This window comes from Haloarcula halobia (genome assembly GCF_029338255.1).
GTDB lineage: Archaea > Halobacteriota > Halobacteria > Halobacteriales > Haloarculaceae > Haloarcula > Haloarcula halobia.
Genome location: NZ_CP119787.1, coordinates 2,672,213 through 2,685,465, shown reverse-complemented (window position 1 = coordinate 2,685,465; position 13,253 = coordinate 2,672,213). Strand labels below are relative to the sequence as shown.

General features: G+C 67.7%; 17 protein-coding genes. 6 read left to right on the top strand and 11 right to left on the bottom strand.

Translation table 11 applies throughout. The features are described 5' to 3' along the window. Window positions 1-32: 32 nt before the first annotated feature. The 3 genes from P1K88_RS14180 to P1K88_RS14170 are packed head-to-tail and all read left to right on the top strand — an operon-like array spanning window position 33 to window position 3,046. On the top strand, window positions 33-605 hold the full coding sequence (locus P1K88_RS14180) for a hypothetical protein (protein ID WP_276410878.1): 573 nt from the start codon (window positions 33-35) through the stop codon (window positions 603-605). A gap of 21 nt (window positions 606-626) precedes the next feature. Next, a complete protein-coding gene (locus P1K88_RS14175; protein ID WP_276410877.1) occupies window positions 627-1,511 on the top strand; it encodes a hypothetical protein in 885 nt (294 codons plus the stop codon). Beyond that, window positions 1,496-3,046 (top strand): hypothetical protein, encoded by a 1,551-nt coding sequence (locus P1K88_RS14170; RefSeq protein ID WP_276410876.1) that lies wholly within the window; start codon window positions 1,496-1,498, stop codon window positions 3,044-3,046. The genes P1K88_RS14175 and P1K88_RS14170 overlap by 16 nt, the downstream gene beginning before the upstream one ends. Window positions 3,047-3,062: 16 nt before the next feature. Here P1K88_RS14170 and P1K88_RS14165 read toward each other — a convergent pair whose 3' ends face one another. The 6 genes from P1K88_RS14165 to P1K88_RS14140 form a co-directional block, all read right to left on the bottom strand. Next, window positions 3,063-4,967 (bottom strand): Hsp70 family protein, encoded by a 1,905-nt coding sequence (locus P1K88_RS14165; protein WP_276410875.1) that lies wholly within the window; start codon window positions 4,965-4,967, stop codon window positions 3,063-3,065. Window positions 4,968-5,044: 77 nt separating this feature from the next. Beyond that, a complete protein-coding gene (locus P1K88_RS14160) occupies window positions 5,045-6,577 on the bottom strand; it encodes an Hsp70 family protein (RefSeq protein ID WP_276410874.1) in 1,533 nt (510 codons plus the stop codon). 82 nt (window positions 6,578-6,659) lie between these two features. Further along, window positions 6,660-7,085 carry a hypothetical protein gene (locus P1K88_RS14155; protein WP_276410873.1) on the bottom strand — a complete coding sequence of 142 codons (426 nt, stop codon included), beginning with the start codon at window positions 7,083-7,085 and terminating at the stop codon, window positions 6,660-6,662. Further along, entirely contained in the window at window positions 7,085-7,495 is a 411-nt protein-coding gene (locus tag P1K88_RS14150) for a zinc ribbon domain-containing protein (RefSeq protein ID WP_276410872.1), read from the bottom strand. The genes P1K88_RS14155 and P1K88_RS14150 overlap by 1 nt, the downstream gene beginning before the upstream one ends. A 119-nt stretch (window positions 7,496-7,614) precedes the next feature. Then, on the bottom strand, window positions 7,615-8,517 hold the full coding sequence (locus P1K88_RS14145) for a hypothetical protein (protein WP_276410871.1): 903 nt from the start codon (window positions 8,515-8,517) through the stop codon (window positions 7,615-7,617). Window positions 8,518-8,520: 3 nt separating this feature from the next. Next, complete coding sequence (locus tag P1K88_RS14140; RefSeq protein WP_276410870.1) at window positions 8,521-9,096, bottom strand: hypothetical protein; 576 nt, start codon at window positions 9,094-9,096, stop codon at window positions 8,521-8,523. A gap of 173 nt (window positions 9,097-9,269) precedes the next feature. Between P1K88_RS14140 and P1K88_RS14135 the strand changes: the two genes are divergently transcribed. Continuing rightward, window positions 9,270-10,409, top strand: coding sequence for an HNH endonuclease (locus P1K88_RS14135; RefSeq protein ID WP_276410869.1), 1,140 nt, complete (start codon window positions 9,270-9,272; stop codon window positions 10,407-10,409). After that, window positions 10,402-11,097, top strand: a complete 696-nt coding sequence (locus tag P1K88_RS14130) for a DnaJ domain-containing protein (protein WP_276410868.1) — start codon at window positions 10,402-10,404, stop codon at window positions 11,095-11,097. The genes P1K88_RS14135 and P1K88_RS14130 overlap by 8 nt, the downstream gene beginning before the upstream one ends. Window positions 11,098-11,191: 94 nt before the next feature. Here P1K88_RS14130 and P1K88_RS14125 read toward each other — a convergent pair whose 3' ends face one another. From P1K88_RS14125 to P1K88_RS14105, 5 genes are read right to left on the bottom strand one after another with little or no spacing between them, the layout of a single operon-like run. Next, entirely contained in the window at window positions 11,192-11,494 is a 303-nt protein-coding gene (locus P1K88_RS14125; RefSeq protein WP_276410867.1) for a hypothetical protein, read from the bottom strand. After that, entirely contained in the window at window positions 11,491-11,745 is a 255-nt protein-coding gene (locus tag P1K88_RS14120; protein WP_276410866.1) for a hypothetical protein, read from the bottom strand. Before P1K88_RS14120 ends, P1K88_RS14125 begins: the two co-directional genes overlap by 4 nt. A 33-nt stretch (window positions 11,746-11,778) precedes the next feature. Beyond that, window positions 11,779-11,961 (bottom strand): hypothetical protein, encoded by a 183-nt coding sequence (locus tag P1K88_RS14115; protein WP_276410865.1) that lies wholly within the window; start codon window positions 11,959-11,961, stop codon window positions 11,779-11,781. A gap of 21 nt (window positions 11,962-11,982) precedes the next feature. Continuing rightward, entirely contained in the window at window positions 11,983-12,141 is a 159-nt protein-coding gene (locus P1K88_RS14110) for a hypothetical protein (RefSeq protein ID WP_276410864.1), read from the bottom strand. Next, window positions 12,128-12,328: a hypothetical protein gene (locus tag P1K88_RS14105; protein WP_276410863.1), complete on the bottom strand. Its 201-nt coding sequence runs from the start codon at window positions 12,326-12,328 to the stop codon at window positions 12,128-12,130. The genes P1K88_RS14110 and P1K88_RS14105 overlap by 14 nt, the downstream gene beginning before the upstream one ends. A 576-nt stretch (window positions 12,329-12,904) precedes the next feature. Here P1K88_RS14105 and P1K88_RS14100 point away from each other — a divergent pair. After that, a complete protein-coding gene (locus tag P1K88_RS14100) occupies window positions 12,905-13,114 on the top strand; it encodes a hypothetical protein (RefSeq protein WP_276410862.1) in 210 nt (69 codons plus the stop codon). Window positions 13,115-13,253: the final 139 nt, after the last annotated feature.

Below are 13,253 nucleotides of genomic sequence, written 5' to 3'. Positions count from 1 at the left end.
TTATTCTATGGAATGCTGCATGGATACGATAGATGCGCTGGTCTGCGTTATCCAAGGGTGAGAAACAGGACGTGCTCCTGGTGTACGGTGGGGCCGGGATTCTCGGCGTCGGGTCGGTGCTGTTCAGGGCACAGACCGTCGGGGCGCTGCCCGGCGAAGTGCTCCGGATGCAGTACGCGCTCAGCTTCGTCTTGCTGGGTTCGCTGTTGCTCCTCCGGTGGCGCTCCCGGACGGCCTCCGGCGTCGTCATGACGACGGGACTCTCGCTCGTCATGCTCCTGGGCGTGCTGGTGCCAGTTCCTGGGGTGGAACTGCTCGACGCCGTCTCCTATGGCCTGCTCGCGCTGCTGGTCTTCGTCGGCGGCATGCTCCACTACCGGTTCAACCAGCCGACGAACTTCCACGCGATCGCGCTCGCTGGCCTCATGGGCCTCGAGACGTACCTGTTCGGCATGGGGTACACCGTAATCTCGTTCCTCGAGAACGGGGACACGCCGTTTCTCATCGCCGCGCTGTTGATGACGGTGGTCGTCGTCGGGTACGTTCGCATCCTCCGGCGCGAACTCGCGTCGTCGTACAGCGAAGCGCTCCCGTGGATACAGTAGACCACCTAACTTGGGAAAACGATGCCAAAGAACAACAACGTGATGGTCGTGGCGGGACAGGCAGGGTCGAAGTCGACGTTCATCGGCGGCCTCTACCGGCACGCACACCGGGCCGACGATATCAACGTTACGTACCGCAAGAAGGAGGGGAACGTCGAGGAAGACTTCTTCGACGGGGTCATCAAGCGGATGAACACCCGGGGCGTCTATCCCGACCAGACCACCGAGGGGTACGTGGTCGAACTGACGCTCAGCCAGGGGAGCAGTCTCGTCCCCGACATCGACTTCCAGTTCGTGGACATCCCCGGCGAGCAGATCGACATCGTCCTCTCGAACATCTGGGACGAGGTGAAAAACGACGCGATAGACGAGTCGCGCGTCGAGTCGGAGTTCCAGTCGGTCAGGTCGAAGATCGGCGGGGACGAGGCGCTCGACATCGGGGACTGGGAGACGATCTTCAAGCACTACTACTCGCAGGCCTCGATGATCCTGTTCCTGGTCAACTTCCACAAGATGACCATCCGGGACGAGGAACCGACCTTCGATTCGGACGTCCTCGAGTCCGTCTCGCGACAGAAGGTCAAGACGGCGCTCGTCCCGACGGCCGTCGACCTCCTCGATTACGACCCGTCGACCCCGGACATGAAGAGCAAGGCGATGTTCTCCGCGCGGACGTACGACCGGGGCCTGGATGCCCACCTCGACGACAAGCTGAAGCTCGGTGACGTCCCGAAGGTACAGAACCTGCTCGACCACGTCGAGCAAAACGAGCGCATAGCCTTCTTCAGCACGGCCGTCCCGCCGGCGGACCCGACGAATCCCAAATCGGACAAGCTGGCCAGGGACAACGACGGCGGGTTCGTCACCAAGGGCTTCGACGAGGTGGTGACATGGCTCAGAGACTGAGCCTCACCTTCGACCACGCGATATTCGACACGTACGACTACCAGCGTGGCGCGGAACCGACGTTCGTCCCGACGCCGGAGGAATCGAGCAGCACGGACCCGCTGACGGAACTGCTCAACGACGGCGACAGCGCGCTGAACAGAGAGCCGGGCTACTTCTTTGAGACGATCGGCGACCACCTGGTCGTCGTCTTCGAGGGAAAGCGCGAGGACGACCTGAGTCGGAACACGACGATGGCGTACTTCGACGTGTTCTGGGCTCCGGTGGAGGCGGTCAGCGAGGCGAGTCTCAAAGACGTCGTCAACGCGCTCAGGGACGCTCGCAGCCGCTCGTTCACCGCCGACATCGACGGGTCAGCCACCGTCCACCTCCGGCGGCTCGACGCCCGCATCGGGCCCGGGTCCGACGGCGTTCGCCAGCGAGACGACTCCCGGACGACGCGGTTCGAGGGCGATGTCACGTCCCGGTCGGACCGGCCCGAGCAGCCGCCGGCCGAATCCGACAGCGGGTCCGGTGGCGACGACGAGTTCGTCGACGTCGACGACCTGCGTGCCGACGACGGCGCCCCCGGTGACCCGACCGCCGACGATACCTCACCCGACGACGATACCTCACCCGACGACGATACCTCACCCGACGACCCCGGTACCGACTCGGCGGAACCGCCTTCCCCGGACCATAGGCCCGAGGGGGACCGCCCGACGGCAGCCACCGCGGGCGGCCGGGACTCGGGCGTCACGCCGCCGGACAGCGAGTACCTCGCGCAGTTCTGGGAGCAGTACCGCCGCCAGGACTTCCAGATGTACGCGTCGCTCACCCAGGTCGACCGGTTCGCCTACGCCGTCGACGGCACGCTCCGGGCGCTCAGATGTGTCTCCCACCAGCGAAAGGAGACGGACAAGTTCGACGTCGTCATCGGCGACCCGGTCGGGCGGGTCGAACTCGGGGACTTCGACCTCGTGTCCCACATCGAGTCGCTCGACCAGGAGGGGGCCCTCTCCGTCTCGAACCTCCCGCGCTACCGGGACGAGCTCGACGAGCTGAAGCGGTCCCAGGCGAGGAAGCTCAAGTCCGCCGACATGCTGTTCGAGAACCTCGACAACATCATCGAGCGCCGCCAGTCGGAACTCGAGACGGCGCTCCGGGAGTCCACCAGGGAGTCGGCGGAGCTGTTCCTGGAGCTCGCCGAGGGGGACGCCGACCTGGAGGCCTCGGAGAGCGGCGGGCGGTTCGACCCGTTCAAGCAGGTGACGAGCGTCGTCGGCGGTGGCGACGACGACGAGATCGACCGGGCACTCGAGAATCTGGATCTGGACGAGGTGAGCGATGCGGAAGCCCAGCACGTCCTCGAGACGGTCCTCGTCGAGGAGATCAAGGAGGGGTTTGCCGCCAAGTACGAGGAGATACTTGCGGACCTCAGGGCCGACCTCGCGGAGTTCAGCGACAACAGTCAGCAACAGCTGGCACGGGAGGTGCTGGACCGGGTCGAGGACCTCCGGCAGTCGAAAGCCTACGAGCGGGCTGGCGAGGAGTGAGGACCTGCGGCCGGGGCTAGCCGGCGATGGCGACGATGGCCTTCTTCGTGATGACCCCGTCGACCTCCACGCCGGGTTCGAGCACTTCGAGGATCGTCCCCTCGGGTTCGTCGGCCGCCCGCTGTTCCCTGATGTAGTGACGCCGCGGCCCGGCCTCGGTCCCGACGTCCGGGACGAAAAACTCGATGCGCTGCTGTTCGAGCTTCTGGTCGAGCTGCCGGAGGATAATCTCGACGTTCTCCGGGTCCAGGGGGTTCTCCTTGACGATGCCCCACTGCCAGAGGTCCGTCCTGACGCTGTGGATCGCCTCGATGACCGCCTTCGGGTCGGGGCGGTCCGGACCCCGGTCGTCACGCTGTCGCGCGTAGGTCGCCACCGGTGTCCGCGCCCTGTCGGGGACGGCCGTGAGCTCGCCCTCGTCGGCAAACTGGAGCCAGGTGCCGTCGTCGTAGGTCTCGCGGTCGACGGTCGGGGTCGTCTCACCCGCCGATTCGAGGACATCGAGCTCGATGTCGTCGGCGCTCACCGGCGGGTCGCCGGTCACCGAGACCACGAGCGTCGTCGCCGCCTGCTCGTCGCCGGCGACCGCCGGGAACCCGGACACGGTGAACGACGCCGTGACCCGTGGCTCCCCGGTCGCCGGGTCACCGATCTCGACGTCGAGGCGCCCGTGCTGTCCCTCGGGGGTCTGGGTGGTGACCGACACCTGCTGGACCGTGTCGACCCCGGCCAGCGAGTCGCCGGTCGGCGTCGCCGCCAGGTCCTCGCCGTCCTTCGCGACCACGCGGACGGCGCCGTCGAGCGTGTCCGTCACCGTGCCCGTGTCGGCCGATGGTGCCGGGTCCTCGGCCCCGCCCAGCGGGTACTGGACGACCGTCGTCGCCTCGCCGACGTGGCCGGCGAGCGCGTTCCGCACCGGTTCGAGGTCCGCGCCGTCCCCGGCGAGTACCACCGTCGACAGGTCGTCCGGGGCGACGTCTGCGTCCGCGAGTACGTCCGTGGCGGCGGCCGCCAGTTCCGTGGCGTAGTCCTCGAGGGCCGCGTGCAGGAGTCCGGTCGTTACCTCCCGGTCCAGTTCGAGCGACTCCGAGAGCGTGTGGTCGCCCGCGGTGAGGGTGACGCCGTCGGCCAGTTCCAGCTCGATCGACACCGGGAGGGTCGAGGCGCCGCCGACCGCCTCGCGGACGACCTCAGAGAGCTCGGCGAGCGCGCCATCAGTGTACTCGACGGTCACGTCGCGGGCCTCGCCGGCCTGTGTCAGGAGCGTGGTCGCGACGGCGCGGCTCCAGTCGGCGCTCCCGAGGCCCTCGACGTTCGTCCGCCGGCGTGCGCGCAGGCCCGCCTCCGTCGCCGCGTACACGCCCAGGTCGGCGCTCCTGTCGCCGACGTCGACGACGAGCGCCAGTGCGCCCGGGGTCAGTCGAGGGAGCGCCGAGTCCCGGTCCGACGCGAGCGCCGCGGCCACCTGGGTAGGTCGACAGACCACGCGACACTCGGGGAGGTGGGCGGACCGTGCCGCCCGCCGGACGGTCGCTCGCTGGTCGGCATCGAGCCACCCGGGTACGGAAACGGTGGCGCTCACCCCACTCCCGTCGGCCTGTCCGCCGTCCGTCGGCTCACCGTCGACGCTCGGTCCCCTCTCCCCGGACTCGAGGTCACCGCAGAACTCCCCGACGCATTCCGCCAGGAAGACGCCGACCGGGAGCTGGGCGGGCCCACTGTCGGCCGCCGCGTCCTCGGGGACGACGAGCGTCCCCGGGTCAAGGACCGGCTGGCCGCCCCGCGCGACCGCCCGATCCCCCACGACGACGCCCGCCGTCGTCGGCGCGATGCGTGAGGGGACGACTTCGAACGTTTCGCTCGTCCCGCTGCTGTCCCTGAACACTGCTCGGTCGGTATCCAGTCGAATACTGAGATCCATTGCTTGTCACATCCGCGATGATGCCGGCGAGAGCCGAAGAGCCGTCTCTCGGGAGTCGAAACGTCCGGGTCCGGGCTTCAGTCGTCGGTATCGGCGTCCGCCTCGCGACCCTGGACGGCCTTCGAGGTGAAATCTTGGGTATCCTCATTGATGATCCCGGCCTCCTCCTGGGTCAGACCGATGCCGTCGGAGATGTTGATGCCGCCCTCGATGTCCCGGTTCTCTGCCTCGGCGGTCACGTCGAGGGTCGCGTCCTCTTTGACGGTGAACTCGACGTTCAGTTTCGTATCGCCCGGGACGTCCTCGAGGACGAACCGGCCCAGTTCTTCGTTGTCATCGTGATTGGCCTCGTCCGACTCGCCCTGGATGACGTTGACGATGAGGTTCTGCTCCGTGTCGTCTGGGTTCCCGTAGGGCTTTGTCTCACGGCTCGGGAGGTCCGCGCCCTGTTCGAGAATCGGGTCGAACTGGTTCGGGCCGTCGTCGTTGTGGGTCTCGACGCCCAGCGAGTGCGAGAGGATGTCCGTGATGCTCTGGGTCGGGAGGTTCCCACCCTCGGGGTCGTACTGGGCTGCCTCGAGGGCTGCGCCCTTCGCGACCACCTGGTCCGGGTTGGTGTCCGTCGACGGTTCCATCCCGAAGAACTCCTCGACGGCGTCCTGGACGTGGTGCATCCGGGTGCTCCCGCCGACAAGGAGGACGTTGTCGACGTCGTCGACCTCGTAGTCGCCGTCATCGAACAGCTCCTCGGTGAGCGAGATCGTCTTGTCGACTAAGTCCTGGGTCAGGTCGTGGAACTCAGACCGCGACAGCTCGACCTCGTAGAAATCGTCGGCCTGGTAGGCGATGGCGGCGTCCTCGCGTCCCGAGAGCTGTTCTTTGGTCTCTTTGACCGTCTCTCGGAGCGTCGCCTTGGTGTGTTTCGACTCGTCGGGGTCGCTGGCGCCCCGGTCGACCAGCTCCTCGCGGGCGAACTCGTAGAGCTTGTCGTCGAAGTTCTCCCCGCCGAGTTCGTCGTCGCCGTTGGAGTCGATGACGTCGATGTCGTCCTTCGCCACCTCGACGAGCGTCGCGTCGAAGGTGCCACCACCCAGGTCGTAGACGAAGAGCGTCTCGTCGCTCTCCTCCTGGTAGCCGTAGGCGTAACACGCCGCGGTGGGTTCGTTCATCAGGCGGTAGACGCTGAGGTCGGCGAACTTCGTCCCGGCGTCCTCCGTGGCCTGCCGGGCGGACCCGCCGAAGTAGTACGGCACCGTGATGACTGCCCCGTCGACGTCGCCGCCGAACTCGCTCTCCCCGGCGTCCTCTTTCAGCTTCTGGAGGATGTAGCCGGCGACGCGCTCGGGTGGATACTCGGTCCCGTCTATCTCGTAGGTCGTGTCGCTCCCCATGTCGCGTTTCGTCCGCGCGAGTGTCCGGTCGGGGTATCGCTCCTGGTTCGCCAGCGCGTCCTTGCCGACGATGACGTCGTCCTCGAGTACCTGGACGACCGACGGCGTCGTCGGGTCGCCGCTGTAGTTCTCCACCATCTGCACCGACTCCGACTCGTCGTCGTAGACGGCCATCGCGCTGTTCGTCGTCCCCAGGTCGATTCCGATGTTGAAAACCATCTCACCATGAACTCTGACAGAACGCGCTTAAAATTTTGGCAACAGGTAAATTATCTGAACCACATGGCAGATATCTATTATGTCAGATCCGGTCGGAAACACCGTTCCAGATGCGCTTTACCACCCCGTTCGAGACGGTCAGGACCGAGAACAGCACCACGTAGGTCATCAGACCGAGTACCTTGATACCGGCGAGCAGCGTGGACCCGCCGCTCTCGGTGGTGCCCGTCGTCACCAGACCCTCCGCCACCCGCCGGAAGTAGGAGTTGACTGCCCACCCGATGGGCTTGACCCAGGTCCCCGACGGGCCGTAAGCCGCCACCAGCACGGCATAGAAGCAAAAGCCCATCAGCGACGCCGTCGCGCGCTGTCTCGCCGTCCGCTTGACCCTCGCGTCGCTGGCCCGCCGGTACTCGACGTGGTGGTACGCGTAGAACAGCAGTATCGCTATCGCCAGCAGGTTGAAGAAGGTCGGTCCCACCCCGCCAGCCTGGAGCGGCCCGGGCATCAGGCGTCACCCCCGACGAGGAGCGCCCCGCAGTCGTCACAGTGTCGGTTCAGCTGGTCGTTTTTCGCACCGCAGTTCGGACACCGCTGTCCCCCCGTCTCGCCGGTCGACGAACTGAGGCCTCCGTCGAACAGCCCCGACAGGTCCGGCAGGGCTGGCAGGGCCGGCAGGGCCGGCGTCGACGGGAGGCGGTCACGGTACCGATAGGCGACCACGAACGGGGCGACGAGCACCGCGAGGCCCAGCGCCGTCGTCACCACCGGGAAGGCGATCATGAACGCGACGGTCACCGCCGCGGCGACCAGCCCGCTGAACAGCGGGTCGTCGAAGAAAAAAGAGAACAGTCGATAGCTGCCACTGAGCGTCACCAGCACCGCGAGCGTCCCCAACACCTGAACCAGCGCGGCCATTGGTGTTTGTTTCGTGGACCGATTATCTAATTGTTACGCCGAGGCCGCTGGTTCAGCGTCGACAGGTGCGGGAACATTCGTCGGCGTGCGCTGTCGGGGGCCCCCGGACGCCACCCCCGTCACCGCGGGTGCAGGAGGAACACGTGGGCCGCCAGCGCCCGCACTCGCACGTAGAGGGCTGCCAGCAGGTCGAGACCGAGCGCGCCCAGTTCCACCAGCGTCTGCCGGGCGGTCCGCAACTGGGGGAAGAACGCGTACGCGAGCCAGTGGAGCAGCACCACGACGGCGAGGCCGCCGGCCAGCCACAGTGCGTCTACGGCCGCTCCGGAGACCAGCGGTAGCGTCCGCGCCCACGCGACCAGCTGTCGCGCGATGGCTGCCCAGACGAAGTCGAACAGCGCGCCCTCGACGCCCAGCAGGACCGCGGCGACGCCGATGCCGGTGGCAATCTGCGTCAGCGGTGCCCCCCACTCCAACAGCGCCTCCCGGTAGGGCGGCGGGTCGGTGACCCACCACTGCTGCTGCTGATCGCTGTAGTGGGCACAGACGGCGTTTGCTCGGTAGAGCACGCTCAGGGCGACGTAGCCCGTCACGGCGTAGGCGAGCGCGCCGGTCCCGAAGAGGAGTCCCGGCGCCGCGACAGCCGTGGCCCCGGCGACGGCGAGTGGCACGAGGAACAGTACGACCGGGTTCTCGGGAATCTGCTGTCTGGTCGGGAGGAACTCCCGGTCCGAGGCGCTCTGGGCGAGTTCGGTCCTGAACGCCTCGAATGCGGCTATGCCCGAGACCAGGGCCGAGGACACCATGAGGAGGGCCCCCAGCGAGTACAGCACCCCGCCCAGCGACGAGGCAACGAGATCGACGACGAAGCCGACGAGCAAGACGACGAGGCCGGTGACGACGACGGCGACTTTCAGGATGGCGAAGAGCATACCCAGCGCGATCAGGACGACCAGTTCGTTGAGGACGACCGATAGCGACCGTTTCGTCCCCGCGATCGCCTCCACGATGAGTCCAGCCACGGGTCACTGCACCCCCGTGGTCAGCGCCCGCCGTTCCCTGACGAACGCGCCGTGGAGGCCGACGACGGTCAGCGTCGCGACGACGGCCGAGACGACGGGCCGTGGCAGGTCGCCGGCGAGTGCTGGACTCGCCACGCCCACCAGTGCCGTGAGGTACAGGACCAAGATCAGGTTCCACGTCAGCACCAGCTGACCCACCTTGCTCGCGACGAGAGCCTCGCTGGCACCGCCGACTACCGCGCCGACCACGACCATCCCGTAGCAGACGAGACTCGCCGGCGCCGTGACCCCGTTCGCCCAGACGCCGACCGCGACGGCGCTGGCCGCGACGACGGTGAATACCCGGAGGACGTTCGTGCACGTAACCGTCTCCGTCCGCCGGAGCGTCCAGGGGACGAACCCGACCAGTAGACCGGTCACCGCCAGCGAGAGTTTCAGTACCGGCTCGACCAGGCCGTGCCACCCCGACTGCGTCACGAGGACCGCGACCCACGCCGCCCCGCAGACGGCCGTGACCGCCATCGACGCGAGCGTGAGGAGTCCTTGACGCCCCAGTTGGTTCGCGCGTGCAAGCCCCATATATTTTCCACAGCGGGTAGCGAACTATAGTAATACTGGTCGGACGGGTCGACGTCCGCGGGGAGCGCGGTCCGGGGACGTCCACCCGGTGTTGTGTGTGGCCCCGCGCTTTATCGCCAGCTGAAATGGAAACCGACAATTTATGTCCAGTTCCCGAGCATCGGCCAGTGTAAATGGAAGGTGACGAACGACGAAAGAAAGACCCGTCGGCCCACGCGACACGGTTACTGGATCTCGCCCAGTCGGACCCGGGGGCGGCACTCGGACATCTCTCTGACCTCCCGCCGTTGCTGACCGCACCGGACCCGACCGTGCGGGCCCAGGCGACGAGCGTCCTCGTCGAGCTGTCTATCCACCACCCGCTGGAGCTGCGTTCGACGAGCGAGGCGATCCTCGCGCGACTCGACGACGTCGACCCGAACGTCCGGCACAACGTCCTGGTGACCATCGCGAACCTGGCGACGTGGTACCCACAGGACTTCGGGGACGGGACGGACCTGATGGTCGAGTCGCTGCGGTCGGCGGACAGAGACGAGCGCGTGGTAGCCGCGGCGGCGCTGACCAAACTCGCCTACTACCGGCCGGACCTGGTGACGCCGCGGGAGGCGGCGCGAGCGGGACTCCAGCGGGTCCGCGAGGCGGACTCGCTGGACGAGACGGAGGACTTCTTCCTCGAGTCGGACCAGCTCGACGGGGCGCTCCGGGCGCTCGCTGGTGGCGACATGGCGAGTCGCCCCCTCGAGGACGACCTCGTCCCCAGCGGGAAGCGGGCCCCGTTGAGCAAGCCGGCCCGGGTCGGCATCACGGCCCTCCTGTGGAGTCCGTTGCTGACACTCTCTGTGTTCACCTGGCTGTACCGACTCTGGAAGCACGCGCGCACCTACCGGCCACACGGGGCGCGAAACGCCGCCGACGCCATCTACGTCTTCGCGCACATGTGCATGGACACGCTCGCCAAGGTGTTTTTCCTGTGGCCGCCGTCGCGGGCGCGACTCTACGCGCGCCGGTCGTTCCTGGTGACGCCGACGCGGCTGGTACCGTGGTTCGCCGGGACGACGCCCACGAAGGCGAAACTGCGAGAGACGCCGCCGTACCCGGACGACTGGGCGACGCTGGCGACGCTGGTCCGTCAGCGCGACGGCCACCAGTGTCGCAACTGCGGCGCGCTGGGCGGCCCTCGCGACGGCGACACCGAGCTCCACGTCGACCACCAGTACCCGCGCAGTCGGGACGGGGTCGACCACCCGATGAACCTCCGGACGCTGTGTCGGTCGTGCCACGAGGCCCGCCACGGGAGGCTGTTCGATGACTGAGACCTACTACGACCGCCTCGGCGTCTCGCAGGGGGCCGACCGGTCGGCCATCAAGCAGGCCTGGCAGCGGGCGGTCAAGGAGAAACACCCGGACCACAACGACGACTCCGACGCCCAGCAGCAGTTCATCCAGATCAAGGAGGCCTACGACGTGCTCTCGGACCCCGAGGAACGGGCTCGCTACGACGAGCTCGGGCACGAACAGTACCTGGCGGACCGCCAGCACGGCGGGACCGACACCGGCGACGCCTACCGGCGCGACCGGACCGCCCGCGACGCCACGGGACGTGGTGCGGGCCAGCAGCGCCAGTCCGGCGCTGGCGCCGAGAGCGTCGACTGGGGGGCATACACGCGGGGTCACGAGACCGCCGAACACGTCTGGAAGGCCGGCTCCGGGCCGACCGCGGACACGGCCCCACCGACCGATACGGCCCACGCCGGGTTCGTAGAGCGCACCGTCGCGTACGGTGCGCTGGTCCTGGTTCCCGGGTTCTTCTCGACGTTGCTGCTCCCGGTCTGGGCGAACGACGGCCCGAGCAATCCGGCGACAACCCTCCTCGGCCTCGACCCCGGCGTCCTGTCGGCGGCGGTCCCGTTCACCGCCGGCACCCTCCTGGTGACGCTCCTGCTCGTAGCCGGTGCCGAGACGCTGCTGGACACCGATCGTCGTATCTGGAGGCCGTTCTGAGGGCCGGCGCTCACCGACCGTTATCGACGGGGACACAGCCCCGGGGCGGGTGGGTACCCACGCTGCAACGGACACACTCTCCCGTTCGACACCGCTACAGGCGGTGTCGCCTGGCCCCCACGGACGGGCACGGAACGCCGGCGGTCCTCCGTCCGGCTCGCCTCGACCGCCCCGGCGACCCGCGGTCGTTCACCCTGCACTCGCTCCGTGGCACGAACTCGCTCGCGAGGAGTGCGAGCCGGCGCGTCCGCCGGACGTCCGCCAGGTTGTGCAGGCGGATCAGGTCTCGTTCGCCCCGGTCGAACGCGGTCAGGTAGTGCGTGTCGCCGTCGGTGCGCTCGGTCGCGACCGACCCGAAGTTCTCGAGCAGCTCCCGCTCGCCGTCGGCCACGGTCAACTTGACGCCCCTTCACGGGTCGCGTTCAGCACGTCGACGAGCGCGTCGCGGACCCCATCGCGTCCCTCGACGTTGCGGACCTGTACGGTACCGGGCTCGTGAGCGAAGCCAGCGACGGTGACGACGGCGTCGTCCGTGAGGCCGGCCCTCTCGACATCGAACGCGACCGGAACCAGGCTCGACGTGGGGAGACCGTGGGCGAGCGTCGGGATGGCCGCCGGCCACGTCTGCGGGGAGAACGTGGTCGGCACACGGCCCGGCGGTCGGGCCGCCGACGGTCGACCCTACGAGTCCGCGTCACCTGCGGGTCCCACCAGCGTGACCTCGCTCGACTCGCGCGCGTCGACGAGGTCGTCGTACGGATAGGCGGTCCCGCAGGTCTTGCAATACGCCGACGGACCGCGCTGGTCCTGGAGGTCGACGTGACCGTTCGGACACCGGATCCGCCACCTGTCGGCGGATCCCACGTCTCGCTCACCGGGCACGGGTCACCCCCCAGCCGGGCCGCGGCTGTGTCGCGCGTGGTCGTCGATTGCGTGCCACCGCGGGCAGGCGACGACACCGGCCAGTGCCTCGCTGAAGGCGTAGTCACAGCCACGACACCGATACTCGATCTTCACCTCGTCGGTCGCTCTACGCATCGTCACGGGCACGGCCGTCGATCTGCCGGCAGTAGTTCGTGGCGGCTTCGGCGGCGGTCCCGCCGCGTCCCTCGACTGGAATCCCGCTCTGTGTCGCGACCCAGCCACCGTCCGGCCGTTCTTCGAGGACGACGGTCGTCAGGTGCCGGACGGTCGTCGAGTCGGGCGTGGTCTGATTCGGTTGCGTGGGCATACCCCCACCCTCGGCGCCGCGCTAGAAAGGGGCGAGCCACGGGTGGAGAGTGAAAGTGAAAGTGAAAGTGAACCGGGTCCTGCTCCCGAGGAGAAATTTGCCCGGCGAGGGGCACTCGTACCGATGCCCACCGCCAGCGACGTCGAACGGCCGGCGGACGCGGTGGCTGTCGCGACCCAGTACCACAGGCTGGTGCGGCCGGTGAGCGCACTGCGGCAGTGTTTACTTTCGCAGCAATCGTTTTTGAGAGCCAGAAAGCCCCCGTGCTATCGGCTCCCGCGACTCGCTGCGCTCCGGTAGGTGCTTGCGTCGTCGGGGTTCGCCGATAGCACGGCCCCTTTCAGTCCCGCCCAGGCCGGCGGACCACTCGGCTACGGGCGGGACTGAAAGGGGCGGCTGGCTGAACGATGGCGGACGAAGCAAGGACCGCAACGAACAGAGTGAGTGAGGACCGCAGCGAGGCCCCCGAGTTCAGCCAGCCGGGGCTTTCTGGCTGTTCACGACCTGAATCTCGTAACTAAACACTACCCGCACTGCTGGCGTGTTATTTTTACGCGGTGCGACAGAGCTGACACTATGGCGAAGTTCGGCCTCTGGGTCACCGTGGCAGGACTCCTCACCAGTGTCGCAGGCACCCTGTTGCTGCTCCTGCATACGACCAGCGAGTACCACGCGGCCATCCAGGACATGGGGTCGATCGCGTTCGCGTACCTCGGCTTGACTGTCCTGGGCGCCTCGATTTCCGTCACCGGTGTCACCCTCTCGTTGCACGCCGACCCCGAGTGACACGGCTCGTGACCGGTCGGTACCTGTCCGTCGCCTTCCCTCTCGGTGGGCGGTGGCAGCGATGGACCAGCATGGGGGCTCGCCGGAGCGAGACGCACGCCGTTCGTCTCGCAAGGTTCAATGTAGACGACTCGGACCA

Excerpts from the sequence above, each read along its gene's own strand:
- P1K88_RS14180 (WP_276410878.1), top strand. The coding sequence starts at position 33 with ATGCGCTGGTCTGCGTTATCCAAGGGTGAGAAACAGGACGTGCTCCTG.
- P1K88_RS14175 (WP_276410877.1), top strand. The coding sequence starts at position 627 with ATGCCAAAGAACAACAACGTGATGGTCGTGGCGGGACAGGCAGGGTCG.
- P1K88_RS14170 (WP_276410876.1), top strand. The coding sequence starts at position 1,496 with ATGGCTCAGAGACTGAGCCTCACCTTCGACCACGCGATATTCGACACG.
- P1K88_RS14165 (WP_276410875.1), bottom strand. The coding sequence starts at position 4,967 with ATGGATCTCAGTATTCGACTGGATACCGACCGAGCAGTGTTCAGGGAC.
- P1K88_RS14160 (WP_276410874.1), bottom strand. The coding sequence starts at position 6,577 with ATGGTTTTCAACATCGGAATCGACCTGGGGACGACGAACAGCGCGATG.
- P1K88_RS14155 (WP_276410873.1), bottom strand. The coding sequence starts at position 7,085 with ATGCCCGGGCCGCTCCAGGCTGGCGGGGTGGGACCGACCTTCTTCAAC.
- P1K88_RS14150 (WP_276410872.1), bottom strand. The coding sequence starts at position 7,495 with ATGGCCGCGCTGGTTCAGGTGTTGGGGACGCTCGCGGTGCTGGTGACG.
- P1K88_RS14140 (WP_276410870.1), bottom strand. The coding sequence starts at position 9,096 with ATGGGGCTTGCACGCGCGAACCAACTGGGGCGTCAAGGACTCCTCACG.
- P1K88_RS14135 (WP_276410869.1), top strand. The coding sequence starts at position 9,270 with ATGGAAGGTGACGAACGACGAAAGAAAGACCCGTCGGCCCACGCGACA.
- P1K88_RS14130 (WP_276410868.1), top strand. The coding sequence starts at position 10,402 with ATGACTGAGACCTACTACGACCGCCTCGGCGTCTCGCAGGGGGCCGAC.
- P1K88_RS14105 (WP_276410863.1), bottom strand. The coding sequence starts at position 12,328 with ATGCCCACGCAACCGAATCAGACCACGCCCGACTCGACGACCGTCCGG.
- P1K88_RS14100 (WP_276410862.1), top strand. The coding sequence starts at position 12,905 with ATGGCGAAGTTCGGCCTCTGGGTCACCGTGGCAGGACTCCTCACCAGT.